This is a genomic window from Roseateles sp. GW821-FHT09G03, from assembly GCF_059416045.1.
Window position 1 is genome coordinate 432949 of sequence record NZ_JBWKOK010000004.1, and the last position, 24479, is coordinate 457427.

Genomic DNA, 24479 nt, shown 5'->3' on the forward strand with positions numbered 1-24479 from the left:
TTACTCCGTCAGGGCAAGATAGCCGATGATGCCCAGCGGGTCACAGAACGCGCTGAAGTCGAAGCCCGCCAGCATGAAGTCGTCCTGCTTGGGCTCGAAGCTGAGCTTCTGCGAGACGCACTGCGGGAAGCGCCAGACCGCGCTCTTGCCCTGGTACTTCATCGCCAGCTCGACGCCGAAGATCGGCGTCGCGCCCATCTCCTGGTTCTGCAGCACGATTTGCTTGGCACCCGCGACCGCGGCTTCATAGCCGTAGCTGATGAACACCATCTTGCCGGTATCGGCCGCAGCAAACGTGTAGGTGCCGTTGGAGACGGTGTATTCGCCTGCGGCGGGCGCCGCCGCCACGCGTTGCATCGGCAAGCCGTTCGCGTCCTGGACGCCGAGGTTGCGCTTCCAGGTGCCAGACACCGGCGGCGCGACCACCAGCTGATAGGGATTTGCGGGAATCGGTGCGCCGGTGAGGTCGTTCTGCACCGCCTGCAGCGTGCCGGTCTGAAGTGCCTGGCCGAAGTACAGGTCATTGAAGACGCGGGCGGACATGCGCGCGAACTTGGCCTTGAAGTCGTACTTCTGCTTGCCGCCGGCAACCGCAACGGGCATTGCGTTCTGGCCGTACAGGACCTTGAGGTCGCGTTGGAAGTCCAGGCTCATGTCCTGGAGTTCGCCCAGCTTGATCGGCGTCGGCTGCGCGATCGTGTTGCCTTGGGCATCTTGGGTCGCGGTACCGAACAACGTGCCGGTACCGAAGCCGTATTGAGACATGGTCTCTCCTTCAGATGGATGGGTCAGGGGGCGCGGGTTGGATCGCCGCGCCGCGTGAGGAAGACAGCCCGGTAGCTGACCATCAGCACGCCGGCTGTGCGATCTGCCTCGGCCCCGTCGGGAGCGGCGCCGATGCGCCGCAGACTCGATGCGAGAAGTTCGAGCTGCTCGTCGCTCGCAATCGCGCGGTGCGTCAGGACGTCCGCTTCGGCGGCCAGCTTGTCCCAGGGATCGCCGCGAACGACATGCCCGACGAGGATCTCCGCTTCGTGCTGGTCCGTCTCGTCGCCGAACGACTTGGTAGCGACCGAGCCCAGCAGCACCATGACGGAGGGGGACACCTCTCGCTCCAAGGCCTCCTCGCGCGAGCGGAACACCTCGTATGGCGCCGGCAGGCGTTCGATCAGCAGCGCCTCGAAGCGATCAACGATGCGGTCAAGCAGCGACTGCTCAGACATCGCCGTCGGTGGCCGCCTCGTCCGGTGATTCCACCGGGGTGGGATCGACCTTGCCCGCATGCAGCCGCAGAGTCTCTTCGTCCAGCTCGATCGTGCCGGAATCCAGCACTTTGCCGTCGGGCATGCGGAAGCTCGCGCCCGGCAGGATTCGATACTTCTTCGTGCTCATGCACGTTCTCCTATTTCGTGAGGGTGAGGATGGCGAACACGCCGTCATCGATGCGACGAGGCGGACCGCGAACGACGAACACCGTGAAGGCGCCCGTCGCATCGACGTCGACCTCTATGGCGCTCTTGTCCTTGAGAGAGGCGGTCGCCAGCAACGACGCAAGGACGGTCAACGTCCGCGTCGAGCTGTGAACCCCAACGCCGCCGACGTCGATCAAATCGTCAGGCGTGTCGAGGATTCCGAGGAACTCGACGCCGCTGCGCCTGCAGGGCTTGCCGAACTCCTCGAGGAAGACCCCGGCGTCGTCGCTGAAGTCCATGGCGGCTTAGCTGCCGTTCTGTGCAGGCGTCTGCACTTGCTCTTCAGCCGGCCGGATCGCGGCCACGATCGCCGCCGCCATCTCGGTTGCCATGGCCTTGACCAGCGCCATCGACTCGGGCGTCAGACCGAGCGACGCGCCGGGAGTCTCGGCCATGACCTTGCTGTTGAGGAACTCGCCGGCCTCGCGATCCTTGAACGCTTCGAGCTTGTGGAGGTGCTCGTTGGCCTGCTCCTCATTGAGTTCGACCAACTGGCCGGCGTAGTAGGAGTTGGTCTGCTTCTCGAACTTGCCATCCGAGACTTCGACCATCGTCACCAGATGGACGACGAGACCCTCGCGGACTTTGAATTTCATGATGTGCCTCAGAAAAAAATGGCCCCGCCGTCAAACGAAGGCGGGGCCGAACGGGAGCGAACTCCCGAGGAGACAACCGAAAGGTTGCAAACTGGGTTGGGTTAGAAGCCGGGCGTCAGGGCGTCCGACATCACGGAGAAGCTGGCACCGTGGCGCACGCCGGTGTCGCAGGTCTGCAGCGCACGCAGCAGAACGTCGCCGTTGGCGAAACCCGTCTGGTCGTACGGGTTGAGCATCAGCTCCGTCACACCCCACTGCGCGATGAACAGCTCCTGCCAGTTGCCATAGACGCTCTCGCTGCAGATGCCGGCGCTCGTGCCCTTGGAGAGGTTGCTGCGCAGCTGTTGGCTCTCGGCATAGGGGGAGCCCTTCACCCGATCCGGGCTGCCAGCCACCAGGCCCCCCTGCGGGTCCCAGAGGTACTGACCGGTGGTGGACTTCTGCGTCGACAGGTAGCCGATGGCCTTGCTGTTCAACGCAAAGCCAGCGGACGACTGCGGCGCGTTGGCGAACTTCGTCGCGTACTTCATCTGGATGAGGTGATCGAACGTCAGGTTCGCGCCGTTGGTGCCGCCGATCACGCTCGCGACGCCCGCCTGGTTGACGATGCCGGTGGGCGTGTTGCCGCTGCCGCTTCCACTGATCGCCGCCAGGTCGATCGCCAACGCCAGGACCGAGACCAGGTCCAGACGCGCCAGCATCTCGATGGCCGGAGTCGACTGCAGCAGCATCAGACGCGTCATGCGGCTGAGCGCCGTAATCGTCTTCGGTCGCAGCTGCACCTTGTCGAAGGTTGCCTCCGCCTGAGTCGCGCCGCCACCCTCGCCGACCCAGTTGGTCGCCGTCTGGCTGGCTTGACGCGGGATGTCGACGTTGCCGGTCAGGCCCGTGAGGTAGCGGGCACCGAGGATCGCAGTCACGATCTGATTGCGCAACACCTCGATGAAGCTCTCGGACATGAGGTTGGTGGCGACCAGGTTTCCGCCCTGACCCGCCGTCCCCACGTTGTACGTGGCGCGCAGCTGTGTCTTGCCCTGCGTGGACAGCATCTCGTACGCACGCTGATGCTCGACGGTGGGCGCGAACGGCAGATCATTCGGGAAGAAGAAGCCCGAAGCGCTGGCCTCCTTTCCCATGCGCTTACCGATGTCTTGGGACACCTCGCGCTCGAAGCCGGCCTTGTCCCAGTTGTTCGTCGCCATCGCCTGCAGGGCACGCAGGTAGGAGTAGGCGCGCTTCTCCTTGTCGGTCATGTCGGGCTGCATGCCCGAGCCGAGGCTCGCAACCGGCGACTGCCCGCCGCTGAGCTGCATCTCCAGGATCTCGCCACGCGCCGCGGCGAGGTCGATGCCCCGCGCGATCATGTCGTGGACCTTGTCCATGCCGATGTTGTGGCGGCGCCCCAGCGCGGTCAGATCCTCGAAGCGCTTGCGCTCTTGCTGCACCGGATCGACGGCGGCAGGGGCCGGCGCGGTGCCGGTGCTGGTGACGGCGTCCGCCGCTTGGCAGACGGGGGTGCGACGGAATTTCATGTCGTCTTGGTCCTCTTGGGTTGCGGGAATTTGCGAGGGTTGGGTATCGGACGCGCGAGTGGCGGCCGGCGGGGAATGCGCGGGGCGGGCGGAGCCAAGCTCCACCGTCACCTCGCGCGCTTCTTCGGGGGCCGAGCGCCCGACGCCGATCGACTGATCTGCGGGAACGCTCAGCAGGGAGATCTCCATGCACGACCACTTCACGGCCCGATAGATAGCGTCGTCGTCGTAGTACGGGTCCTCTTCGTCCGACTCGATGACAAACTTGTCCACCCGATACATGAAGCTGACGTTCCGCAGAACGCCTTGCGCAACCAGCGACAACGCCTGGTCGCCGCTTTCGCTCTTTGCGAACCGGACGATCGCGTGGCCTCGCTTGTCAGCGTCAATCCAGGCCTTCTCGACGACGCCGATCAACGCGGCCATGTCGTACGTGTTGTGGCCCCACAGCAGGGGCCCACCGTCGTTCAGCCTGCTCAGATCTGCGCACTCGGGCTCGTGGCTGAGAACCTCGTTGCCGAACCAACGTGATACGGGCAGCTCGCTGGAGAACGTGAGCTTCAGCGTTCGGGCCTCGAGGTCGAGTCCCTCAATCCCTGTACCCGGGTTCAGCGAGTTCTCTTCGGTCGACGCCGCGCGAGGCAGCGTGAAGTTGCGTGCGATTGGCGCGAGAGTCGCCCCGTTCTTCAACGGCCTGCGCTCTTGAATCGCGGCGTTTGGCATGGGATCTCCAGAATTAAAAAAGCCCGCCGAAGCGGGCAAATCACGCGGCGCGTCTGATCACGACGCCGCGACTACCTTCTCCAGCGTCCAGCCGTTGACATCGATGGTCACGTCTCCGCCGGGCGCGACTTCAATCGAGACGATCACGTTCACGTCGCTGGGTGCCGAGTTCAGCGGATCGATGGCACAGAGCCTCACGTCATACGGGCCAGGCGGGAACACTGGTTGACTCGTTCCCCCAGCCAAGCCCTCCTGGTTGGACTTCGCGAGGCCCGAGATGTTCTGCGCCACGGTCGCCACGTTGTATTGAATCGCCAGGTCATGGCGCCGAAGCCCGGCCGCGTTGACGATCGAGAGGCTAGCCGTCGCGCGGGCGATATCGTTTTGCAGCCAGCCGCCGGCCTGGGCCGCGATGCTCGTCAGCTGGAAGCGCACGACAGTCGCTGCGCCATTGCCGTTCTGAACCCGCAGCCGTTGGCTCCGGGCCTGCTTGGCACCCTGAGTCGCGGTGACCACGACACCGGCCTGGTTCGTCGCGATCGAGACGTTGCAGTTGCTCGCGATCGTTCCGTTGATCACCCCACCGTTGGCCGTGGCGGTTCCAGCGGCGCCGCTCAGATCCGGCAGGGTATAGACAGACGTGGCCCGGTGTCGCGGCTTGAGCGGCAGCGAGCGAATGAACGATTGCACGGGTCCCTTGCCCATGAGGTAGGCACCGAAGCTCGTCAGATGAATGCCATCCACCGCAACCGTGGTGTTCGGCATTGCCAACCCACTGACCGGATCGGCCGCGATCGCGGAGTACAAATCGATGAACGACACGTTGCCGAACTCTGCTGCCAGCGCCTTGTACCCGGCATTGACAAGCGGGATATCGGCGCGACGCGCAGAGGCTCCGGAGATCGAAGCCGCATCCAGCGGCGTTATCGAGCAGAGAGCCACGCGAGGTTTGCTCGCGGCGAGGGTCAGCAGGCGGCGCATCCGACTGACGATCTCATCGACGCTGGGAAGCGTCGCATCAATCGCCGGATTGAGGTTGTTCACCCCGGCCTGAATCCACAGCACGTCCGTGTTGTCGGCCATCGCAGCGGGCAACTGCTCTGCAATCGCCAGGTCGATCGTCTTGCCCCCAACGGCGCGGTTGATGAGCCGCGGCATCTGCCCCGCAAGAGCGAATCCCCACGCCACGCAGGATTGCGACGTCGGCCCCGTAGTAGTTGCCGCGCCGCCGGCTTGGGTGGAATCCTGGTAGGCGGCGGTGCTATCGCCAATCAGGGTGATCGATGCGTACCCGCCAAAGGATGCGCCGCCCTGCACAGCAATGGGCGTCCCATCGCCAGCGACAAGCGCTCGGGAAACAGGATCCTGTAATACGGGGAGCAGTGCCGCCGGCGCCGAGTCAGCGTAGGCTGCCACTCGACGATTCACCAGGTCATCGGCGAGGCCGTCAGCGACAGTCCACGGGTTGCCCGCTGCGGTCATCAGGCCAACTCCTGCCCCTCCGACGACGCCGGCGGACCCGAGCATATTGATTCGTTTGCTCATTCGTTGTCCTCATCATCTGTTGTGCCGTTCTCAGAAGCGTCCTTGTCGCCGTCGGCCTCCACATCTGTCGGCAGTTCCTGCGGGTCCTTGCCACTTGAGGCGGCCGGTGCAGACGTCTGCGCTTGCCCCTTGTCCGAGACCAACCCAGGATCGGTCTCAAGCGTCAGATCGAGGTCCTTTGCCATGTCGATCTCTCGTCGACGCTGGCGGAACACGTCTTCCCAATCACCGCCCTTCGCCGCGACTACGTCCGCGACCGTCGTGAAGCCCGCCCTGACTGCGGCCTTCGCTGCAGCGACCTCCTTCATCGGATCGACCCAATCCCACCCGCGAGGCATCCAGCGGACTGCCTGGTAGATCTCGGGATAGTTCTCGTATGAAGGGAGGTTGAGTTCCCCGCACAGCGTGGCTTGATCGAGCCAGACCTCGAAGACCTCTTGCAGGAAGCTCTCGATGAACCAGGCCTGCAGCACGCGCCAGTTGTCGCGGTCGTCAAGCAGTGCCAGGCGGCTGCTGCTGTAGTTCGACTGGCTGTAGTCGCGGCTGAAGCTTTCGTAGCTCATGCCTACACCAGCAGCTGCACTTCGCAGCATGTAGCGCAGGAACGGATCGAGCGCCGCGTTGGCAGTGCTGGGGTTGAAGCCGCTGAACTTCTCGCCGGGACCCAATTCGCGAATCGTTCCTGGCGCCATGTCCCAGACGCGCTCGCCTTCGTACTCGTCGTCCTCGACGCCCGACGAGTCGTCGACATCGGGGATATCGGACTCGTCGGATTCGATGAAGCCCATGACCGCAGCGCTCGCACGCGCTCGAACGATCTCCGCCTCTTCCGCACCCGCGATGTGGCGCAGTTTCACCATGGCGGCGTGGAACCAGGGAACTCCACGGGTCAGGTTGGTGCGCTCGTCCCATCGCGCGATGTGGATGATTTCGCCGGCTGGCACGCGCTGATACTCGTTGGTCTGCGGGACGCCTGTGGTGAAGTTGTCGCCCGGATGGCGAGGGTAGAGCCAGTAGGCGACCGGGCGGAGCCACTCGTCCACCTCCACGCCCATTCGGACCTCGTTGCCGTTGGTGTGGCGGAACGAGACGTTGTCGGCCAGCTGGTCGGGCTCGATGATCTCCAAGGCGAGCGGCACCCGACTATCCGAGAAGCGCCGCTTGACCAAGCGCACCAGCATCTCGCCGCCTTGGACGCAGCCGCTGATCACAAGCCGCTGAATCTGTTTGAAGCTCAACTTCCCTGCGGTGTGGCAGCGCCGGGCCCGCGACCATCGAGCGAAGGATGCCTCGATCGCGTCGTTGACCTGTTCATTCAAGCGCCCACCGCGCTTCATCACTTCGGACTGAAAGCCGATACCAACGCCGACGACGTTGTTCATGATGACGCGCAAGCCTTGCTTGGCGTGCTCGTTGTCGCGGCAGAGCTGTCGGGAGCGATTGCGCAGAGTTCGCAGACTGCCCCAGACCTCCGAGTCCGCGCTCGTGCTGAGCGTGACCCAGTCGGCCGTCGTCCGCCCCATGTTCGCGCCGGCATAACTGCGCCGGGCTTTGCCCCAGCCGCCGGCCTGCGCGAGCCCTCGCTCGCGATTTGCCCGCACAGTCTCGGGGCCATGATGACGGCGCCAGTCGTCGAGCACGCTCGCCTGCAGCTGCAGTCCGCGCTGAGTCGGCATCGTGCGCCGTTGAGGATGCAATGTTGCGCTCATGAAGTGAACCTCACACCGAGGCTTCCAGGGTTGCCGCCACCGTTCTTCATGGCTTGGGCCTTGCGCTCGTTTCGGACGAGCTTCCGGTAGTGCCGGCGTAGATCGAGCAAGACCTGCAGCGGCTCCTTCTTCAGGCTGCGGGAACCGATCGTGTACTCGGCGACCAAGTCCTTCTTCGCCCGAGCGTCGATCTGCTTCTCGACAGATTCCAGCGCCTGCTCGTTCTTCGACCTGCCGTCGAACGCACCAGGCAAGTCCGCCAGGTTGGGAAGCACAAGCAGTCGCCCGGCACCGGCTGTGGCTCGTTCAGCGCCGCGAGTCGCGTAGGCCGACCAGAACCACATGACCTGAGCGACGCCGGTGTTGAGCGCCGCGCTCTGCGCACCGGTCATCTGGAATGCCCAGCTCGTGCCGCGTGCTTGCCCGTCTAGGTCCAGCTTTGCCGCAGCGATCGGGCCGCGGATGCTGAACCGCAGCTGATACTCCGGCGCCGCGATGGACCTGCCCGTCGGGACGACAAAGGAAAGTTCGGTCCAGTCGACCTGGTCGCCGGCGGTAATTCGTTGTGGGATGCGCATAGGCCTAGAAGTTGTTGACGAAACCGCCGCCCCTGCCGCCCCGCCGCGCCTTCTTTCTCTTCGGCGCAGGTGGGGGCGGCGCAGCTGGTGGCCGAGGCGATGCTGGCGGCGCAGCAGGTACTGCTGCAGACGTCTGCACTGGCACGCTCACAGCCTCTGCCGTGCCTTCCTCTCCCTGAGGTTCTTCGTCCTGCTCGTCCCGTTCGACCGGCTCGTCATCCGTCGCCTCGTCGAGCAGCGACCGCTGACGCAGCCGCTCTTCAAGCGCTGCCCAGTGCGCCTCCTGCAGCAGGTGCGTCTTGACGGACCGCGCTGCGTGCAGCGCGTAGACCTCGCAGTCGAGCGCTTCGTTCCGAGCGCCGCCCTTCTTCTGCCAGACCTTCCGCGTGCGGTTGATCTTCCCGGGCACCTTCACTTCGCTCGTGAGCTGCTCGAAGTAGTCGGCCCGGACCGACGCGTACCAGTGCATGCGACCGGGACCGTTGCCCGTCTGCTTCACTCGGTTCTCGAGGATGAGATCCTTGGCGCGGTGCGTACCCACGATGTGCGTCTCGACACCGCGCTTCATCGGCTTGTTCTTGCCGTTCAGGTCTGGCCGGCGAGGAGCGCTGTAGATCTCGCGTTTGTCGTTGGTCTGCTCCGATGCGCCCTTGATCTCCATATAGCGGCGCGACAGCCGCTTGCGCACATACTCGCGAACGATTTCCGTCCGGTTGCCGTCCGAGCCGTCGATCGACGCGGCGGAGATCTTCAGCATCGCGCCACAGCTGTGCGCGAACTCGCGCGTCAGCAGCTTGTCGAGATCAGCCCACGCGCCCTGCCCGGCGATCAACGTCGAGCCGAAGATCTCGCCCCAGTAGACGAGCCAGCTCTCCTCGCCTCTCCCCCAAGCGCGGATGATCACCGCGAGTCGATCGTGCTGGACGTCGACACCTGCGGTCAGGATCAATCCGCCCGAAGGAACGGTCAGCTCCGCATACCCCTCCGCACGCACCATCAGGTCGGTCGACGCGGGGACGTCCGACTTGTAGGCGTAGGGCAAGCCTTCCGTGTTGTTCCGGAAGGACCGCATCTTCGTGTCGTCGCCCTCGGCCGCCAGGTGGTGCTGCGCCGTCAGGTACTTCCGAAGCAGCTCGGGCATGCGCGAGCCGGGGAACGGCGAGTAAAGCTCGTTGATGTAGAAGCCGGCGACGCCGCGATAGGGCTGCGTGGCGCGCCAACCGTGGCCCTTGGCCTCAGCGTTGCGCACCGCCAGATTCTTCTCGGCATCCGTCCACAGCGCGCCACAGTGCCCGCAGCAATAGCGCGCGGACTGCAGATTCGCACGACCCAAGATCTCGTGCTCGTCCTCAGCGTTGTCCTCCCATTTCACGTTCTCCCACATGAGCACTTGCGGCTCATCACAGTGCGGGCAAGGAACGTAGAAGTGGCGCTGGTCGCTGCCCTTGAACGCCGCCTGAATCTTGCTCAAGCTCTCAACGGTGGGCGTGCCGCCGAACACCATCTTGCGTCGCGCGTAGCTCTTCATCCGCTCTCGCAGGATGGTGACCGCGTCGCCCTGGTCCTTCACGTTGGAGTTCGTGTCGTCCGGCTCTTCAACGATGACGACTGGCGCCGGCGTTGTCTTCGCCGAGCTGGGGCTGTTCGAGCTGACGAACTTGAGGAAACCGCCGGTGAAGTTCTTGAAGAGGCCGCGGTTGTCCTTGTGGCGCTGCTTGTCGACGGGTATCTTGGCCGCGAGCACGGGCGTGCTCTCCACCATCGGCGTGAACTTCTCGTCGTTGAATTCCTTGGCTGCCCCCTCCTTCGGGAACATGATGATGATGGGACAGGGCGAGATGTCGATCCGTTTCCCAACGTAGTTGAGGATGACCCCGTCCGTCCACGCGACCTGCGCGCTCTTCATGCAGACGATCTCGAAGATCTCCGGATCGTCGAGCGCCTCGTGCATCCCCTTGACCCAGGGTGTGCGCTCCACTTTGTAACGCCCGGGCTTCGCCGTCGCCTTGGCGCTAAGGAAGCGCCGTTGCACAGCCCATTCAGTCGTCGTCAGCTTCGGCGTCGGACGCACCACTAGCCTCAGCCGTGCCATCAAGGAGGTCACCGCTTCCGGCGTCTCCAGCAAGGTGGGCAAGGGCTTCACGGGTGTGGGCGGCGATCACTTCGAGTTCCACGTCGATACCGTAGAGCTCGTCGAGTTCTTCTTTCAGCTTGTCGTCGCGCGACTCCAGCTCGACCCGGAAGGCCATGTACTGGCGAGCTAGCGCGGGCTCCAGCTCGGCGACGTTGATGAGCTGGCCCTTCTTCTCGGCCAGCGTGAGTTGCTTCAGCTCGCGGTCGACCTGTTCCGTCAACGCCCGTTCGCGAGCTAGGTCGATGCCGTCAGCTGATCGATGCCCCGCAGCGACACCGCGCAGATGCGCGAGGTACGTCAAGCGGATCTGATCCATGCTGGCTGCCTTCCAGTCGAGACCAAGCGTCGCCATGTGACGGCTGACCTCCGACTGGTTCATGCCAAGATGCTGCGCAATTTCAACTTGAGTAGGCATGACGCCTCTGAGGGAGTGATCGATGACACAACAGGTTTTCCCGGACCCGTTCTCTCTTATGGAGTGGGTACGGCTGCTGGCGGGACCCACATTGACCGGGCTGCTCGCGTTCTTTGGCGTACTGGCCGGCGGACGGATTAGCAGGCAGACCACGCTGGCGGTAATGGCTGCGCAGCAGGAGCGCGAAGAGCATCAGACCAAAGAGGAGGCCAGACTCAAACGCGGGGAAATTCTTCGGGAGAAGGTTGAAGAACTGCTAGAGCTGATGAACACGGTGTACGTCCATTCCAAGAAGTCGAGCTATCACGTCAGAGAGGTCGCCGAAGCCCTTGAGAAGAACGAAAAGGCTCCAGACTCGGACGACCCGATGAACAACATGGAGCTTGAGCGGGCCGGCAACATTGCGTTGTTCTACTTTCCCAATGCGACCGAGGCGTTGGACGCGGCGGTCGACGCGTTCCACGCGGCCGATATGGCGGACATGGAGGACGTCATTAAGTTGCTTGACTCACCAAAGGATGGTGAGCTGCGGGAGCAGATCCAAGACCGCTCCTATCTGAGAACGCAATCTCGCGCCGAGGCGATGGACCGGCTGATAGACGCACTGAAGGTTGAGCTTCACGAGTCCATGCCCTGATATGGCCCCCCATGGGTTCCCGTCAGTAGAGAAATTTCGCGGTCTTCGTGCCCGCTGCGATGAGACCCCAGGAGGGACCCGCCCTAGGGGTGGGGTGCAGACGTCAGCCCCCCACCCCTCAACCACGCCCTCGCTTCTCCAGCCAGGCGCTCTCATGTTCAAGGAGCTTCGGATACTTGTCCTCGACCAGTTGGGCTAAGGCCTGCTGCACCTCAGCGTTTGCCACACCATCAGGTACCGAGGGACCGAACAACTCTTCGATGGGCAGTTGATGCCACCGCGTCTTGCCACCCTTGGTGACTTTCACGTGCTTGCCTTCACCCTGCCGGACGTACACACCTCGGTGCCCGGACGGCATCGTCGCGATGAACGCCTCGGAGATGACCTTCCGCCCCTTCAAGACGTTGACAGACACGCCCTTGCTTGTCTGCCGAGCGCTGTAGTTGATGAGGGGCACTGGGCGTCCACTCGCAACCACGACCACACGCAGATTCCCTGCTGAGGCGCGCCTCAAGCGCAACCCCTTCTTGATCACTGCTGCCTTGAGGTTGTAGCCCACACGCCGCACCTCTCGTGACATGCCAGTCACGACCTGCTCACCCATCTTGTTGAGCGCGCGGACAGTGGCCTTGTCCTTCATATCCAGCGCTGCCGCCCTGAACTCCATCGCGATGAGCGAGGCGTTTCCGCTGACCTTTATATCGAGTCCGGGCATAGCTCTGACAGCGTGCGTTTGCAAAGGGCTCGGTCCAACTCCACGACGTAGCAAGCGCGCATGGCGAGTCGGTTTCGCGGTGCTGGCTTGAGCAGATGCTTCAGCGCCTGCACGTTGGCGAGCAGGTCGCAGCAACTCCAGCGAAAAGCAATCTCGGTTGACGTCATTGAGCGGGCCCAAAGAAAAGGCCCGGCAGTGTGAGTGCCGGGCCTTGCCGCTGAATCACACCAGGGAGGTAGGTGCGCTTCGTTCAACGTGCCCGAAATGTACCGATTTCCGAAAATCCCTAAAACCCGGTCATCCACGGCGCCACTCCCGAGCCTGCTTCATTTGCTCTACGAACGTGTCATCAGAAACATCGCCCTTGGGTCTTGCCCGCTGCTGGGCGGCCTCGTCGACGATCCTCCTCTGCTGCCTTCTGCCCGCCAGGTCAGAGAGATACGACTGGATGAGCGGATGCGCACGGCCGATACGGTTCCGGACAGTCGGTTCCGTGCAAGCGAGGCGACTCGCCTTCTCCGCCATGCCGCCGCCCATCACGTAATACACCTCGACCGTCGCCCTCAACTCGCTCGGGAGCGCCATCACTGCGTCGTCGGTGTCCTGGGCCTCGCAGTCGTTAGTCGGCACGATAGGCCCGACCTGCTCGCCTCCGTCGACACGCATCATGCTGCGCACGCGCGCGTAGCCCAGGCCTCCAGCGCCGGCCCCATGCTTCCAGCGTCCCCAGTTCTGCAGCCGACGCTCGATGTCCTCGATGCGCGCCATCAGATCGCTCCCGCCGCGATGCCTCTACGTCGGGCATTCAGATCGACCGGCAGAGGAAGCGGGGCAAGCAGAAGCAGCGTGCCGGACCGCGCTTGCTCGCATTGCTCCATCGCTCCGAGAACAGTCCCGGGCCGTGGCTCGAACGGCACGCCGATGCTGATTCCTCCCTCGCGAGCAAAAAACCAGTTCGGCTCCTGGCCCACCACCCCTCGCCGCCAGCACTCATCGATGTGAGCCCCTTCGCCAAGTTGGCGGTACTCGCGAAGCATCGCCACCGTCAGCGGCATGTGCTCCTCGACCCAAGTCCAGCTCTTCTTCCTGTCCATCATGTCCTTCCTCTTTCCATGAATCGTGAGAAGGTGATCGCGTTCAGGCGCGCGCGTCTGCCCGCACCCGCCCCCACCCGCCTGATTCCGCACCAGGACACATGGACCGCATTTCGGGCATAGCTCCGCCAAGGTCCCCGGTACTGGCTTTGCCAGAAAGCCGGAGACTCTCGAAATGCACACGGACGTGACGGACAGCCAGGTGCGCCTGGTCGCGGGGTCACTACATACGGTCGCCTCGGCCGCCCATGACCTTTTCCGGCGCGCTCACCGATCGCTGGTCAAACTGGGCAGCCATCTGAGGCCTCCGCGTTGAATGCGCCCTGCGCAGGGCGCGATTGAGAATGGCTGGCGCCGTGCTCGGCCCTTTCGGAGCGAGACGGCGGCGGCCGGTGATATAGACGAGGTCGCATGCCGTCGGCCTGCTCCCCCGCACGAGATCCGATTTCCCATCCGAGGCGAGCCAGCGCCGAGCTGGCCTGCTTCACCACGCTGGGCGTCTGCTTATCGATGGCATAGCCGATCCGATCCAGCAGGTCCTTCATGCTGATGCGCGCGACCTGCGTGCCCTTCACGCCGTTCATCGGCAGACGTTGCTCGTCGTCATAGAGGTAGGCTCGAATCGCCGAGTCCACCGCGTTCTCGACGACGCGCTCACCCTGCTGGGGATCAAACAGCGCACGCTGCTCGGCCGGCGTCGGGAAATACCGTTCGCCTTGATCGAGCAACTCCAAGGCTTCGGCGAGCAGTTGATCGCGGTTGATGCGCAGCCAAGCCAGATCTGCGGGCTGCTGCAGCTTCACCGGCCAGAAGCGGCGATTTCCGGTCAGGTCGGTGAGGTAGTGCTCCTCATTGGTGGTCCCGACGAAGACGACCTGGCGCGGATAGTCTTTGGGCCTGCGATCGAACGTCGCGCGGAAGCGATCCTTGGGCGACGCGACGAACTGCTTGACCTTGGTGACCTCGGCCTTTGCCATCGAGTCGAGTTCGCCCCACTCGTAGAGCCAGATGCCCTGGATGTTCTGATAGCTGTCCTTCTCACCGAGGATCAAGCCCGTGTCCGCAAAGAAGTCGTCCCCAGCCAATACCTTCGGCAAGGTCGATTTACCCCAGCCCTGCCCGCCTTCGAACACCAGCATGTAGTCGAACTTTGAGCCCTTGCCTTGATACAGCTCGCCATTGGGCTTACGCAGCTCCGGCAGCACGCGCGCGCACATCGCCATCACGAACCAAGTGCCGACCCGCGCCAGGTACTGCTGTAAAGGCGCCTTGTCGTCGTACTCGCCCTCGACCATGCACACGCGCCGCAGCCAGGTTGCGAGTCGAGGAGTACCGTCCCAGGTCCCCCGCAGCCCCTCCAGTTGCTGCCGCACTGGGTGGTATTTGTGGCGCTTGGCGATCATGAGCACCGCCTCTTCAAGCGTGCCGCGCGGCATCGGCGGCAACCACAGTTCGCGCGAGAGCCAGTTGCCAAGCTCCAGCTCGTCCTCTTCAAGCCACCGCCCCGCCTCGGTTCCCCAAGGCGGGGCTTTCAGCTTCATCACCTCGTTGGTGAACTCGTTGAAGGCGATCACGCCCTGCAGGCGCTCATCTCCGGCGAGCCCAAGCTCAGGCACACCGTCGCAGGCCAGCACAACGTTCTCGCGGCATGCCTTGATCGCGCCCGAGCCGGAGGTGAAGAGCTTCGAGCGCCAGCCGTCCGCCTCCCCATCGTCGCCAGCGCCAGCGTCGGAAGGGGTCGCCGCGGCCTTCGCGCGCGCCTCATCGTTGGTGCTGCTAAAGGGAGCTGCGGCGCGGATGAAGTCGCACAGCTGCTCATCGTTCCATCCCTCGTCGATCGCGTCCGCGATGTCCCAACCAGGTGGACGATCGCCCGGCTTGCCGATGCGCAGGCAGATATAGACCGTGCATCCGTAGTCCGCCTGCAGCTTGGTGCCGATGTCCACCATGGCGCGATACCCAGGCTGCTTTGCCAATGGCAGCAGCGGCTTCGTCGATGGATCAACGCCATCCGCCTTCTCTTTCGCAGAGAGCCGCTCGTGCTGAGCGTCGGCGTCGGGCCACAGGTAGACCGTCCGCCCCTGCAGCAACGACCAGTTGGCGTAGGACCAAACCTTGCATCCGCCTGACCAACTGACGAAATCGAACTCGGCGCCAAGGCGCTCATGCCCCGCCTCAGCGCACTTCTCGCCCTCGACCACAACGACGGGCCGAGCTTCGTCGGCGCGTAGGGTCTTGGCTGGCACATACAACGGCCGAGGGGCATCCCATTGCTTCCAATGCCACTGGCACAGGCCACGGTCGTCGGTGTTGTCGATGCACCAGGTGTAGGGCAACGTGTCCTTAACCAGCGCGCCTTCACTGCTTACGCGCTCGAATCGAGCCACGAAGCCGTAGAGGCGCCCTTCCAGCTCGTACCGCCACGCGCGCGTCGCCAACTGTTCGATCCAGGCGCCGCCCTTGGTCTTGTCCTTGTAGCCGAACCTGAACACGCGCGGCTCCGGGGCATGGCTTGGCACCGGGACGATGGCCGTCCAGCGCTGCTTCTTCCGCTCCGGCTTCACCCCGTCCTCGGCTGGCGCGGGCGGAACCTCGTCGGCTTGTGGAGGCTGTGCAGACGCCTGCACGCGTTCCTCGCGAGGTTTCCGAGGCGGCGACGGGTCATAGTCGCGATCAGCCCACCCCAGCTCCTCCATCAGCCTCTGCGCCGCCTTGGCGTTGTTCAGATTGTTGATCCGCGCGTAGAGGCTGATGAGGTCCCCGCCTCTGTCGCCTTCGTATCCGTTATCGATCCACTGGCCGGTGTCCATGTTGACGTTGGCCGACTTACCGGGCGAACCATCGAAGTCGCCGACGTACCAGCGGCCGTTGTGCTCCTCGCCATTCGGAAGCCAGTTCGCGAGCAACCGATCGACGCGTTCAAGCAGCGCCTCGTTGAGGCGCACGTAGTCAATCTGCTTGGACATCAGAAGGCCGTGACCCAGCCGTGCATCACGCTGCCAAGCTCATCGCGTTTACTGCCCGACATCCATCCATTCGCTCGCGCGTACGTCGACATGGCGCGCCGTGAGCCCGGGACCACCCGGGACCCCACCTTCTTCACCTGAGCAGCCATCGCCATGTTCTCCACGGTCTTTCGCACCAACTTCAGCTCCGCTGGTGCATCGATGTTGATTAGTTCGCGCTGATGCAGCGCAGCCGCCACATCGCGCCACGTGACGGCATCCTTCTCGGCTTCAGGAATGCACCCCTCGACCGCCTGCCTGAACTCCCCCCTCGGCCGCACGGCTACTCTCCCGAGTTGCTCTGCTGCGCGGCCCGATGCTTGCGCCACCGCGCTGCATCCACCACGTTCTGGTGGTGACGGCCGAGCACGTCAGGCCATTGCGACAACGCAGACTGCGTGATGCCGAGCTGTGCAGCCGCGAGCGACTGCGTCGGGCCAAGCTCTTCGATCACTGCCGCCTTCGTTTCCGGGACCTCGTGGACTACGGTCCCACCTGTTTGGGTGATAGCGTGAGGGGTGGTCATCAATCCATATTAGCACGCTTACCTCATAAATAAGCTCGTTTACCTGTAAGCCCGCTAAACTTCCCCGCATGGAGCTGGATCTGAAGGCCCGACTAAGGGCCGTGATGGATGAAATGAAATGGACGCGCGCGGACTTGGTCCGTGAGGCGGAAGTTTCATCGCCCCTTGTCTCCCAGTGGCTGGGAAGCGGCTCCAATCCCGTGACCGAGATGAAGAAGCTCGATCCGGCGGTGCGTCTTGAGAAGAAGACCGGCTTCAGCGCCCTTTGGATCGCGCAAGGAATCGGCCCACGTCATGTCGATCGTGACAGTCCGGCGGCGCAGCAGTTCTCCGCTGGTGGCGAAGCCCCAGCGTGGCCGTTTCAGAATATCGACCCGTCGACCTGGTGGGGCTTGGATCCCGATCTGCGCCGGCGTATCGAGGCGATGATTGAGGGCGCGATTGCGGTCAATCCAACGCTGCCCTCGACGCCGACGCCGACAAGTCACGCAGCATGGACCGGGATGGCCATGCAAATCGCTCGGGGCGTCGACGCGGTGACCGGCAGTGATCAGTTTCGGAAGTTCGTCCAGGCAGTGGACAACTCATTCGACTCAGATCCGAACGCATCTAGCACGAAGCCTCAGTCGCCTCGCAATTGAGCGCTGAGTCAGGCCTCGATGGCCTTCAGGACCGAAGCCTGCCACTCGATGCCGCACAACGCCCGCGTGAGCACGATTGTGCTGCGCATTCGGTCTAGGTAGACCCGGCCCTGAGGCTCGTCGGAATACAGCCGCAGGTTCGAACGGATCGACATCGGGTCACGAAGGTCAAGCCGGCCTGAATCGTCGAAGGCCCGCGCCCACTCCCAGGTGAGGTGGATCGCCACATCGGCATTCATCGCCGCCCAGGTCGTTGTGCCAGCAGGCGAAGTGCCCATCGGGGAGGTAAGCGGGCTTCCCTGCACCGACAGGACGTGCATGAAGCGAAGACGCGGCACCCCGACCCATTCCCATGGGACCGGTAGCCACACCCCACCTCCCAGTGGGCCGCTGACCTCCCTATGGTCAGCATGTTTATCTTTTGTTTCTGGCGACAGCATGAAGCGGCCGACTATCGGTGAACTTTTGCGTGTGCGCAAGCGAACGGACCTGTAAGTCCTTACAGGGTGCAACAGTGTGTTGCATAAGCACGCTTATATGCCGACAATCAGCGCCCTAGGGAGAGTGAAGAAAATCATGAATAGAGCGGAGTTCACGGACGTTCTGGGTGCGCGCACGGAGGCGGATCTCCTGCAGCACCTGGTGCGCCTGTCCCATCGTTGGGACTTCGGCAGCTGCGATGCCACAGCCTTCATCCAGGGCAATGACAGCCCGCACAAGACCATCATCGTGGACAACCTGCCCAAGTCCGACGAGTGGCGCTCTATCGATCCAGCACTCTTCCCGCTCTGCCCGGTAATGCAGCACTGCAAATATCAGTCAACGCCTATTGCCTGGAATTCCGATACGTATTCATCGCGAGGCTTGAGCCGCGTATTCGATGCCTTCTCGATATTCGGCCTTCGGTCCGGGATATGCGTCTCGGTACACCTCCCCCACCGTCGCTTTCTGCAGGTCTCCCTTCACTCCCACTCCGACCGCCCAACGCGCGCTTACTCTGCATTGCTCCCGGAGCTCCAGAGCTTTGCGGCGCATGCCATCGCGCCGGCTGTTGAGATCTTCGGCCTCAGCACGCTGGGGGACCACATCCCGCAACTCACGTTCATCGAGAAGGAAGCTTTGCGATGGGCTGTTGATGGAATGACTGTGAGTGATATTGCAGATCGATTGCACATTGGTGAATCTACTGCTGCTCATGTTCTGCAAATCGCTCAAGAAACACTTGGTTGCCCCAACGTAGAATCGGCCGCATTCCGCGCTTTAGGGTTGGGTATTATTTAGCCTCTTTTTTGGAGGTATGAGATGGGAAACGCAGAGAGCAACAAGGACAGCAACGAACTGAAGGAGCTGTCCCTCGATGACCTGAAGCACGTGGCCGGCGGAGTGGGCATCGAACCGAAGATCAAGCCGCTGTCCACCAACGGCGGCCCCCTGAGCGAATCGGGTGGCGATGACACTCCCGGCCCACTGCCGGGCAACTAACGCAGCGCCGCCCCGCCGTTAGCAGAACCCGCTTCGGCGGGTTTTTTTACGCCCATCAGGTAAGCCGCTTTACTTTGATAGATAAGCGCGCTAATCTTCGCCCCGTCGCAACTTATAGACGGAGGCCCAAGTGAGAAGCGTGATAGCTGCGTGCAGGCGTCTGCACCGTCGTTTCAAGGCCAGGAGCATCGCGATCGAGGTCGCATCGGTTGATCGAAGGATCGAGCAGCTTCGCGAGGACATCGCCATCGATGACCGCCTGGCCGCCACCATGCGGAAGCTCTACGAAAAGAGCCCCACCCTGCAGCACCGCCGCGCTGAGGATCGAAAGGTTCTCGCCGCGCTGCTGCAGCACCGCCAGGCGCTCTACGCCCGCCTGCCCCATGGGGAGGCGACATGAAGACGGCCATCGCCTTCGACGTCGATACGGAGAGCCTCCCTCACATCAGTGACGAATACCTCGCGCAGCTGTGGCACGTCTCCCAAGCAAACCACGCGCCCTATGGCGACAAAGCCGCCTGCGAGTTCGCCGAGTACGTCGCCCGCGAAATCGTCCGTCGGTGGGTGTCGGCCCAGCCGCCCGCTCTGTGGCATCACCAGGGTCGGCATATCGAGATCCGCCAACGCGAGGACGGCCATGTCTAGCCCGGTGCAGATCACCGGCGAGCTGGCCGCTGATGCGGAGCTGCGTTTCACGGCCGGCAACGCCCCTCGCGCGCTGCTGCTTTTCAGCATCGCCACCGCCGCTGGGCATCCCTTCTCCGGTCGGCAGGACTGCGGCGCCGATCCCGCTCATTTTGCTGCCGCGCAGGCCAAGAGCCGGCTGCTGCGGCGCGGGATGACCGTGACGGTCTACGCCAAGGGTGCCTTCCCCAGAACCGACCACGGTCACGCCGTTCTCTGCCTCGAAGGCGTCACCGACGTCATCCCATCTTCGATCAATCCCAGGGAGCCCACCCATGTTCAATGAGCAGCAAGTTATCGACCGGAAGGGCCGATACGCGATCCTCAGCCAGGTTCAGGAGTTGTGCCTCCGCGACGGGTCCCTGACCAAGTTGCATATGGTCCACGTCGAGGGCGAGCCCGAGCCGTCGCGCTTCCTCCGTGCGATCGCCAACGACATCGCCGGAACGTTCATCTTCAACGTCGCCGACATCGATGAGGACCTCAACATCGAGATCCGCCAGCTTCCAGATCGTGACCGCATGGGCCTGATCTCCATGGCCCTACGCCAGAAGTGCCTGACGGCGGCTCAGCTGCGCTGCACGGTCATCGAGAAATGCCTCGTCTCCTTCCGCGACAGCCCATCCCAGTCCGAGCGGACGGGCCAGCGCAAGAACAACTTTCACATCTCCACCGGTCACGTCGACTTCTTGAGCGACGGCGACCGGCGCTTCACCATCTTCGGAGCCTGACCATGACCACAGAACAAGTCGTTCAACTTCCCATCGCCGACCTGCACGACAGCCCCACGAATCCCCGGCTGCGCTACAGCGAGGTCTATCTGGCCGAACTCGCCGCCGACATCAAGTCGCACGGTCGAGTATTGCAGCCGATTGTCGTCCGGCCGCGTGTACCCGCCCTCTTTCAAGGTACTGACGATCCCGATGCCGCCGTGGGCTGGGAGATCGTCTTCGGCCACTGCCGTCGGCGCGGTGCGGAGCTGGCAGGCATGTCGATGGTGCCAAGCATCATTCGCAGCATGTCGGACCTGGAGGTCCGCCGCGCGCAAATCTCGGAGAACCTGCAGAGAAAGGATGTGCATCCGTTTGAGGAGGCCGAAAGCTTCCGCGCGCTTATGACCGAACACGGCGAGACTGCGGAATCCATCGTGGAGAGCACCGGCAAGAGCCGCAGCTATGTCTACGGACGTCTCAAGCTGCTGCAGGCCTGCCCCGCCGTTCGCGACGCATGCCTCGACGGCACCTTTGGGAGCGAGGTCGCCCTGCTGATTGCCCGATTGCGCGAGACGAAGCTGCAGGAACGCGCGCTCAAGGACATCAAGGGCAGGTGCATCAACATCGCCGATGGTGGCAACGAAAGTTTCCGCCGCATGCGCGACCTGCTCGTCGAACGCTACACGCTCGACCTTGCAAAGGCGCCCTTCCCCGTCGAGGATGCTGCGCTACTTCCCGATGCTTCGCCGTGCTCCAGTTGCCCCAAACGCTCCGGGAACGCGCCCGAATTCGAGGACGTCACCACGAGCACCAAGCGCAACCAATGGAGCGTCGCTCCCGTTGGTGCGGACGTCTGCACCGACCCGGATTGCTTCGCCGCGAAGAAGGCCGCGCATTTCAAACGAGAGGCGACCGCGCTGGCCGAGAAGCACAAGGGCAGCCGCGCAATTCTGGATGGCAACAAGGCGAGGTCCGCGATTGGGGCCGATGGCAAGGTCAAGGGCGCCTACGTCGCGCTCAGCGAGGTGAAAGCGCAGGTGGCCCAAGCCAAGGCTGCCGCGCAGAAAGACTCCAAGGTCGTTCCGCCCCTGATCACGATCATCCAGGACCCCAGGAACGGGAAGACCGTCGAGGCCGTGAAGATCAGCGAGCTCGTCGCCGCTGGCGTGCGAAAAGAGACAGTAGCCTCCAAGAAAGAAGCGGACACCTGGGAGGAACGCCAGAAGCGCGATCGAGAGGAACGTAAGCAGCGCGAGGACAAGGCTAAAGCAAAGACAGCCCAGCACGTTGAGTTGCTGCGCCGAGTCAGGAATGCAGCGGACGCGCGCCCACGCGATGCAGAGGATTTGAAGCATGTGACGTTCGCTGCCATGAGCGGCGTGGACCACTCCGACCGTGAGACGCTCGCCCAGCTCTGGGAAAAGAAATCCTTCGAAGCGCTGCGCCAGACCGTGGGATCGATGCCCATCGAGCAACTTCACGTGCTGTTGCTTGACTGCGCGCTCATCCAGGACGTTACCGCGTCGGCATACCGCCTCGACGAAAAGCCCAAGACGCTGCTCGCCACCGCAAAGCGATACGGTGTGCCGGTTGATGCTCCGAATGACGCCCCACCCCCTTCCAAGGCTGCGCGCGCGGCAGGGGAGGCGAAGGCGGCTCCGCCGGCGAAGAAGGCCAAGACGGAGGCCGGAACCACTTCCAAGGCTGCGCCGGCGAAGAAGGCAGCTAAGCCTGCGGCAACGGAACTCAACCCCTCCGTCGTGACTTCGCAGGCACCGGAGGCAATGCATGACCAGGCCGGCTCCGCCGGCGAAGGGAATATGGAAGCCGACGGCTCCGCCGCCGGCACGAGCACTGCGTCGGCGGCCGTCGAATCGGAAGGGGCCGCGGCATGAGCGGCACGAAGCGCCGTCGCGTGAAAGGCAAGACGGAGCTACTGGCTCGCCTCCTGCCTGCTCTGCGGCCGCAGCTCACGGCTGCGGATCGCGTATCCCTCGGCATCTGCCACATCGAGACGCTCGACGCGATCGCTACCGGCGCGGCCGACGTCGCGCTGTTGTGGGATTGGATTGAGACCACCCTCACCTGGCTGAAGGCTGCAGAGCTAGTGCGCCAAGGCGTGCCCGAAATGCTCGAGCAATTCGACCTGGTGATTCGCGTGTCCGAACGCCAGCAGGCGACGCAACGGATCCTCTTCACCGGCCCGGATTACCAGCTTGCGAAGGCCGGCGTCGAGGTGATGGATCAACTCGCCCTCGTCACCGACAAGGCGAACTTCGCAATTGCAGGTGCGTGGGCTGCGGCCAAGACTCGTGCCATGCAGGCGGAGTCCGTTCCACTGGAACTGGATGAGGTCCCAGCGTGAGCCTCCCCATTCTGATTCTCATCGGCACGCCCGCACTGTGCCTAGCCCTGCTGGGCCTGGTCCGCATCCTCTGCGGCCCGCTGGCCAGCGATTCCACTCGGGAAACCAAATGATCGGACAACAACCTACCGGTACCGTCGACGGCGTGGTGATCAGCGCCGTATCCCACGAGGGACTCACGGTCACGGTCGACGGCCGCCCCGCGCGCCTGGCCGTTATCACGGACGACGGCCAGGTCATCGCCGCCGGCATCCAAGTCGCCCGCGAGGCCGAAGCCGTCGCGGTCAACAGCTACCGACAGACCCTGCAGGGCAAGGGCTTCCTCCGCGTAATGAGCAAGCCGCTGCAGGCAAACCAGGGAGTTCAAGCATGAGCACCAAGCCACAGGCTTTACCGTCGCTCGCAGACCGGCTGCGCGCCATCCTGCAGGGCATCGACGCGCAGAAGTCCGTCGACCAGCGCGGATGGTGGGAAACGGAGGAGGGAGCCGCCTTCGGCGCAACCAAGCTCGCCGAGATCCTCGCGGTGGTCGACGTCACGCCGATTGCGCCCGAAGGGTGGCCCACGCAATCAATGGTCGCTGCAGGTCGCCAGGCTGCGGAGGGCATGGGCGACCAGCTCGGCACCGAGGCCGGGCTATGGGTCGTGTTCCAGGCGATGCTGAACGCTGCACCGTCGACGCTCGACGGCTGGCAACTGACTCCAGCCGAGCCCGATCATCGGATGCTGCAGGCTGGCGCCGTCGCCCTTGGCGCATCCCGTCGACCGTCATTCGACGGAGTTGCTCGAGACGTGTTCGCCGCAATGCTCGAGGCCGCCCCGCAGCCCAAGCCGGCGTTCTGGCGCCGGCACATCATCAGCGAGCGCGACTGGAGCAACGTGATCAACACTGCGCACATCAGCATGTCCGATGCGCCACATGTCGTCGTCTTCAAGCTGCAGCGCTCGCTCGCCGCCGTCGGAAAGTCGACCCCGCCCGGCGACACGCTGGAGCGCATGGCCGCGCGATTCGTGCATCTGATTGGGTAAGGCACACCGAAGCCGTAAACAGCGCACGCCGACGCGCAGCGCTCCACGCAAGAGGCCCGCAATCGCGGGCCTCTTGCGCTTCTACCGATTGCTCGGATGGATTTGAGCGTCAAGCAGGGCCAAGATAGTTTCTTTGGCGAGCGGGTACCTGGGGCTCCCCAGCTTTACCCAACACTCCACCATGCGGCCATAGACGTCGCGCATTGGAATATGCGAATTCCGAGCGTCATCGCCAACCGTGGTGCTGAAGTTTCCGTTCGCGGAGAGCGCGGCGGTGAAATGCAAGAACTCGCCCTCATTGTTGCCGTCGTAGCCTGGGAAGATCACTGCATTCGGATCGATTCCGGACTTGTCGGCCAGCTTGTCGAAGCTGTCCTTGAGGTCGCTATAGATGCCGAGAATCGCCAGCACCTCCCTCGACGCCTCGTAAGAAAAGTCGTCACTCAACTGGTTCCGAATCTTCTCGGAATAAATCCACTGATGCCCGTCACGTAGGTCGCGTGCGAGTCGACCCAAGTCATCGTCCTTTTGAAGCAGGCCCAAGATCTCGTACTGATTGGCGAGCATCAACCGCTCGACAGGCGTGAGCATCACTCGTTCAGCCATAAACCCTCCCAGGGTAAAGAGAAGCACTGTAGATCGCGGAGTCTTGTGCAGCCGTCTGTACACCTACGAGCAAGCTGCGCATCGACCGCCGTTCTGGACAGCATGCGCAAACTTCCGCTACGCTATACATCGCATATCGCTCGGAACCCCGAAGACCTCGGTGATGCCTTGCTCGATCAGGGCCTCGACGAGGACGTGCCCGGCGGGGCGGCTGACGGTGCGGTGCTGATCCATGACGGACGACTGTAGCGAGCGCCTCCGCCATTGCAAGCGGGCGG

Annotated in this window: 31 protein-coding genes; 12 read left to right on the forward strand and 19 right to left on the reverse strand. The window is 63.5% G+C overall.

Features of this window, described 5'->3' with window-relative positions; all coding sequences use genetic code 11:
- From AC07OZ_RS17480 to AC07OZ_RS17530, 11 genes are all read right to left on the reverse strand, one after another.
- Nucleotides 1-765: a hypothetical protein gene (locus tag AC07OZ_RS17480; RefSeq protein WP_495468353.1), complete on the reverse strand. Its 765-nt coding sequence runs from the start codon at nt 763-765 to the stop codon at nt 1-3.
- Between the two features lie 23 nt (nt 766-788).
- Nucleotides 789-1223, reverse strand: a complete 435-nt coding sequence (locus tag AC07OZ_RS17485) for a hypothetical protein (RefSeq protein WP_495468354.1) — start codon at nt 1221-1223, stop codon at nt 789-791.
- Complete coding sequence (locus AC07OZ_RS17490; protein ID WP_495468355.1) at nt 1216-1392, reverse strand: hypothetical protein; 177 nt, start codon at nt 1390-1392, stop codon at nt 1216-1218. The genes AC07OZ_RS17485 and AC07OZ_RS17490 overlap by 8 nt, the downstream gene beginning before the upstream one ends.
- A 10-nt stretch (nt 1393-1402) precedes the next feature.
- Complete coding sequence (locus tag AC07OZ_RS17495; RefSeq protein ID WP_495468356.1) at nt 1403-1711, reverse strand: head-tail joining protein; 309 nt, start codon at nt 1709-1711, stop codon at nt 1403-1405.
- A 6-nt stretch (nt 1712-1717) separates the two neighbouring features.
- Nucleotides 1718-2068 carry a hypothetical protein gene (locus AC07OZ_RS17500; protein WP_495468357.1) on the reverse strand — a complete coding sequence of 117 codons (351 nt, stop codon included), beginning with the start codon at nt 2066-2068 and terminating at the stop codon, nt 1718-1720.
- Between the two features lie 101 nt (nt 2069-2169).
- Nucleotides 2170-4323 (reverse strand): phage major capsid protein, encoded by a 2154-nt coding sequence (locus AC07OZ_RS17505; RefSeq protein ID WP_495468358.1) that lies wholly within the window; start codon nt 4321-4323, stop codon nt 2170-2172.
- Between the two features lie 57 nt (nt 4324-4380).
- Entirely contained in the window at nt 4381-5868 is a 1488-nt protein-coding gene (locus AC07OZ_RS17510; protein WP_495468359.1) for an SGNH/GDSL hydrolase family protein, read from the reverse strand.
- On the reverse strand, nt 5865-7577 hold the full coding sequence (locus AC07OZ_RS17515; RefSeq protein ID WP_495468360.1) for a phage portal protein: 1713 nt from the start codon (nt 7575-7577) through the stop codon (nt 5865-5867). The genes AC07OZ_RS17510 and AC07OZ_RS17515 overlap by 4 nt, the downstream gene beginning before the upstream one ends.
- A complete protein-coding gene (locus AC07OZ_RS17520; RefSeq protein WP_495468361.1) occupies nt 7574-8155 on the reverse strand; it encodes a hypothetical protein in 582 nt (193 codons plus the stop codon). The genes AC07OZ_RS17515 and AC07OZ_RS17520 overlap by 4 nt, the downstream gene beginning before the upstream one ends.
- Nucleotides 8156-8159: 4 nt before the next feature.
- Entirely contained in the window at nt 8160-10298 is a 2139-nt protein-coding gene (locus AC07OZ_RS17525) for a phage terminase large subunit family protein (protein WP_495468362.1), read from the reverse strand.
- Nucleotides 10195-10704 carry a MarR family transcriptional regulator gene (locus AC07OZ_RS17530; protein ID WP_495468363.1) on the reverse strand — a complete coding sequence of 170 codons (510 nt, stop codon included), beginning with the start codon at nt 10702-10704 and terminating at the stop codon, nt 10195-10197. The genes AC07OZ_RS17525 and AC07OZ_RS17530 overlap by 104 nt, the downstream gene beginning before the upstream one ends.
- Before the next feature lie 22 nt (nt 10705-10726).
- Between AC07OZ_RS17530 and AC07OZ_RS17535 the strand changes: the two genes are divergently transcribed.
- Nucleotides 10727-11341 carry a hypothetical protein gene (locus tag AC07OZ_RS17535; RefSeq protein ID WP_495468364.1) on the forward strand — a complete coding sequence of 205 codons (615 nt, stop codon included), beginning with the start codon at nt 10727-10729 and terminating at the stop codon, nt 11339-11341.
- Between the two features lie 118 nt (nt 11342-11459).
- On the opposite strand, the gene AC07OZ_RS17540 is transcribed toward AC07OZ_RS17535, so the two are convergent.
- From AC07OZ_RS17540 to AC07OZ_RS17565, 6 genes are all read right to left on the reverse strand, one after another.
- A complete protein-coding gene (locus AC07OZ_RS17540) occupies nt 11460-12056 on the reverse strand; it encodes a phage tail protein (RefSeq protein WP_495468365.1) in 597 nt (198 codons plus the stop codon).
- A 297-nt stretch (nt 12057-12353) separates the two neighbouring features.
- The gene (locus tag AC07OZ_RS17545) at nt 12354-12824 is read right to left on the reverse strand and encodes a hypothetical protein (protein WP_495468366.1); all 471 of its coding nucleotides are present in this window, start codon (nt 12822-12824) and stop codon (nt 12354-12356) included.
- Entirely contained in the window at nt 12824-13153 is a 330-nt protein-coding gene (locus AC07OZ_RS17550; protein WP_495468367.1) for a hypothetical protein, read from the reverse strand. Before AC07OZ_RS17550 ends, AC07OZ_RS17545 begins: the two co-directional genes overlap by 1 nt.
- A 278-nt stretch (nt 13154-13431) precedes the next feature.
- Nucleotides 13432-16116 (reverse strand): VapE domain-containing protein, encoded by a 2685-nt coding sequence (locus tag AC07OZ_RS17555; protein ID WP_495468368.1) that lies wholly within the window; start codon nt 16114-16116, stop codon nt 13432-13434.
- Nucleotides 16116-16484, reverse strand: coding sequence for a hypothetical protein (locus AC07OZ_RS17560; RefSeq protein ID WP_495468369.1), 369 nt, complete (start codon nt 16482-16484; stop codon nt 16116-16118). Before AC07OZ_RS17560 ends, AC07OZ_RS17555 begins: the two co-directional genes overlap by 1 nt.
- Nucleotides 16439-16609, reverse strand: a complete 171-nt coding sequence (locus AC07OZ_RS17565; protein ID WP_495468370.1) for a hypothetical protein — start codon at nt 16607-16609, stop codon at nt 16439-16441. Before AC07OZ_RS17565 ends, AC07OZ_RS17560 begins: the two co-directional genes overlap by 46 nt.
- A 140-nt stretch (nt 16610-16749) precedes the next feature.
- Between AC07OZ_RS17565 and AC07OZ_RS17570 the strand changes: the two genes are divergently transcribed.
- A complete protein-coding gene (locus tag AC07OZ_RS17570; protein WP_495468371.1) occupies nt 16750-17322 on the forward strand; it encodes a hypothetical protein in 573 nt (190 codons plus the stop codon).
- A gap of 8 nt (nt 17323-17330) precedes the next feature.
- Here the strand turns inward: AC07OZ_RS17570 and AC07OZ_RS17575 are convergent, their stop codons facing one another.
- On the reverse strand, nt 17331-17762 hold the full coding sequence (locus tag AC07OZ_RS17575; RefSeq protein WP_495468372.1) for a DUF4902 domain-containing protein: 432 nt from the start codon (nt 17760-17762) through the stop codon (nt 17331-17333).
- A gap of 97 nt (nt 17763-17859) precedes the next feature.
- Here AC07OZ_RS17575 and AC07OZ_RS17580 point away from each other — a divergent pair, with 97 nt between their 5' ends.
- The 10 genes from AC07OZ_RS17580 (at nt 17860) to AC07OZ_RS17625 (ending at nt 23595) form a co-directional block, all read left to right on the forward strand.
- Nucleotides 17860-18603 carry an autoinducer binding domain-containing protein gene (locus AC07OZ_RS17580; protein WP_495468373.1) on the forward strand — a complete coding sequence of 248 codons (744 nt, stop codon included), beginning with the start codon at nt 17860-17862 and terminating at the stop codon, nt 18601-18603.
- 21 nt (nt 18604-18624) lie between these two features.
- A complete protein-coding gene (locus tag AC07OZ_RS17585; protein WP_495468374.1) occupies nt 18625-18804 on the forward strand; it encodes a hypothetical protein in 180 nt (59 codons plus the stop codon).
- Between the two features lie 130 nt (nt 18805-18934).
- Nucleotides 18935-19204: a hypothetical protein gene (locus tag AC07OZ_RS17590; protein WP_495468375.1), complete on the forward strand. Its 270-nt coding sequence runs from the start codon at nt 18935-18937 to the stop codon at nt 19202-19204.
- Complete coding sequence (locus AC07OZ_RS17595; protein ID WP_495468376.1) at nt 19201-19449, forward strand: hypothetical protein; 249 nt, start codon at nt 19201-19203, stop codon at nt 19447-19449. The genes AC07OZ_RS17590 and AC07OZ_RS17595 overlap by 4 nt, the downstream gene beginning before the upstream one ends.
- Entirely contained in the window at nt 19442-19774 is a 333-nt protein-coding gene (locus tag AC07OZ_RS17600) for a hypothetical protein (protein WP_495468377.1), read from the forward strand. Before AC07OZ_RS17595 ends, AC07OZ_RS17600 begins: the two co-directional genes overlap by 8 nt.
- The gene (locus tag AC07OZ_RS17605; RefSeq protein ID WP_495468378.1) at nt 19764-20219 is read left to right on the forward strand and encodes a hypothetical protein; all 456 of its coding nucleotides are present in this window, start codon (nt 19764-19766) and stop codon (nt 20217-20219) included. Before AC07OZ_RS17600 ends, AC07OZ_RS17605 begins: the two co-directional genes overlap by 11 nt.
- 2 nt (nt 20220-20221) lie before the next feature.
- On the forward strand, nt 20222-22096 hold the full coding sequence (locus AC07OZ_RS17610; protein ID WP_495468379.1) for a ParB/RepB/Spo0J family partition protein: 1875 nt from the start codon (nt 20222-20224) through the stop codon (nt 22094-22096).
- A complete protein-coding gene (locus AC07OZ_RS17615) occupies nt 22093-22566 on the forward strand; it encodes a hypothetical protein (protein WP_495468380.1) in 474 nt (157 codons plus the stop codon). Before AC07OZ_RS17610 ends, AC07OZ_RS17615 begins: the two co-directional genes overlap by 4 nt.
- Before the next feature lie 109 nt (nt 22567-22675).
- Nucleotides 22676-22939, forward strand: coding sequence for a hypothetical protein (locus AC07OZ_RS17620; protein ID WP_495468381.1), 264 nt, complete (start codon nt 22676-22678; stop codon nt 22937-22939).
- Nucleotides 22936-23595, forward strand: a complete 660-nt coding sequence (locus AC07OZ_RS17625; protein WP_495468382.1) for a hypothetical protein — start codon at nt 22936-22938, stop codon at nt 23593-23595. The genes AC07OZ_RS17620 and AC07OZ_RS17625 overlap by 4 nt, the downstream gene beginning before the upstream one ends.
- 81 nt (nt 23596-23676) lie before the next feature.
- Here AC07OZ_RS17625 and AC07OZ_RS17630 read toward each other — a convergent pair whose 3' ends face one another.
- The gene (locus AC07OZ_RS17630; RefSeq protein WP_495468383.1) at nt 23677-24201 is read right to left on the reverse strand and encodes a YfbU family protein; all 525 of its coding nucleotides are present in this window, start codon (nt 24199-24201) and stop codon (nt 23677-23679) included.
- Nucleotides 24202-24479: the final 278 nt, after the last annotated feature.

Coding starts and splice junctions, on each gene's coding strand:
- AC07OZ_RS17485 (WP_495468354.1), bottom strand. CDS start 1,223: ATGTCTGAGCAGTCGCTGCTTGACCGCATCGTTGATCGCTTCGAGGCG.
- AC07OZ_RS17610 (WP_495468379.1), top strand. CDS start 20,222: ATGACCACAGAACAAGTCGTTCAACTTCCCATCGCCGACCTGCACGAC.
- AC07OZ_RS17535 (WP_495468364.1), top strand. CDS start 10,727: ATGACACAACAGGTTTTCCCGGACCCGTTCTCTCTTATGGAGTGGGTA.
- AC07OZ_RS17550 (WP_495468367.1), bottom strand. CDS start 13,153: ATGATGGACAGGAAGAAGAGCTGGACTTGGGTCGAGGAGCACATGCCG.
- AC07OZ_RS17580 (WP_495468373.1), top strand. CDS start 17,860: ATGCCGACAATCAGCGCCCTAGGGAGAGTGAAGAAAATCATGAATAGA.
- AC07OZ_RS17530 (WP_495468363.1), bottom strand. CDS start 10,704: ATGCCTACTCAAGTTGAAATTGCGCAGCATCTTGGCATGAACCAGTCG.
- AC07OZ_RS17540 (WP_495468365.1), bottom strand. CDS start 12,056: ATGCCCGGACTCGATATAAAGGTCAGCGGAAACGCCTCGCTCATCGCG.
- AC07OZ_RS17570 (WP_495468371.1), top strand. CDS start 16,750: ATGGAGCTGGATCTGAAGGCCCGACTAAGGGCCGTGATGGATGAAATG.
- AC07OZ_RS17505 (WP_495468358.1), bottom strand. CDS start 4,323: ATGCCAAACGCCGCGATTCAAGAGCGCAGGCCGTTGAAGAACGGGGCG.
- AC07OZ_RS17595 (WP_495468376.1), top strand. CDS start 19,201: ATGAAGACGGCCATCGCCTTCGACGTCGATACGGAGAGCCTCCCTCAC.
- AC07OZ_RS17575 (WP_495468372.1), bottom strand. CDS start 17,762: ATGCTGTCGCCAGAAACAAAAGATAAACATGCTGACCATAGGGAGGTC.
- AC07OZ_RS17615 (WP_495468380.1), top strand. CDS start 22,093: ATGAGCGGCACGAAGCGCCGTCGCGTGAAAGGCAAGACGGAGCTACTG.
- AC07OZ_RS17600 (WP_495468377.1), top strand. CDS start 19,442: ATGTCTAGCCCGGTGCAGATCACCGGCGAGCTGGCCGCTGATGCGGAG.
- AC07OZ_RS17515 (WP_495468360.1), bottom strand. CDS start 7,577: ATGAGCGCAACATTGCATCCTCAACGGCGCACGATGCCGACTCAGCGC.
- AC07OZ_RS17630 (WP_495468383.1), bottom strand. CDS start 24,201: ATGGCTGAACGAGTGATGCTCACGCCTGTCGAGCGGTTGATGCTCGCC.
- AC07OZ_RS17605 (WP_495468378.1), top strand. CDS start 19,764: ATGTTCAATGAGCAGCAAGTTATCGACCGGAAGGGCCGATACGCGATC.
- AC07OZ_RS17500 (WP_495468357.1), bottom strand. CDS start 2,068: ATGAAATTCAAAGTCCGCGAGGGTCTCGTCGTCCATCTGGTGACGATG.
- AC07OZ_RS17555 (WP_495468368.1), bottom strand. CDS start 16,116: ATGTCCAAGCAGATTGACTACGTGCGCCTCAACGAGGCGCTGCTTGAA.
- AC07OZ_RS17520 (WP_495468361.1), bottom strand. CDS start 8,155: ATGCGCATCCCACAACGAATTACCGCCGGCGACCAGGTCGACTGGACC.
- AC07OZ_RS17585 (WP_495468374.1), top strand. CDS start 18,625: ATGGGAAACGCAGAGAGCAACAAGGACAGCAACGAACTGAAGGAGCTG.
- AC07OZ_RS17490 (WP_495468355.1), bottom strand. CDS start 1,392: ATGAGCACGAAGAAGTATCGAATCCTGCCGGGCGCGAGCTTCCGCATG.
- AC07OZ_RS17495 (WP_495468356.1), bottom strand. CDS start 1,711: ATGGACTTCAGCGACGACGCCGGGGTCTTCCTCGAGGAGTTCGGCAAG.
- AC07OZ_RS17625 (WP_495468382.1), top strand. CDS start 22,936: ATGAGCACCAAGCCACAGGCTTTACCGTCGCTCGCAGACCGGCTGCGC.
- AC07OZ_RS17480 (WP_495468353.1), bottom strand. CDS start 765: ATGTCTCAATACGGCTTCGGTACCGGCACGTTGTTCGGTACCGCGACC.
- AC07OZ_RS17510 (WP_495468359.1), bottom strand. CDS start 5,868: ATGAGCAAACGAATCAATATGCTCGGGTCCGCCGGCGTCGTCGGAGGG.
- AC07OZ_RS17620 (WP_495468381.1), top strand. CDS start 22,676: ATGATCGGACAACAACCTACCGGTACCGTCGACGGCGTGGTGATCAGC.
- AC07OZ_RS17545 (WP_495468366.1), bottom strand. CDS start 12,824: ATGGCGCGCATCGAGGACATCGAGCGTCGGCTGCAGAACTGGGGACGC.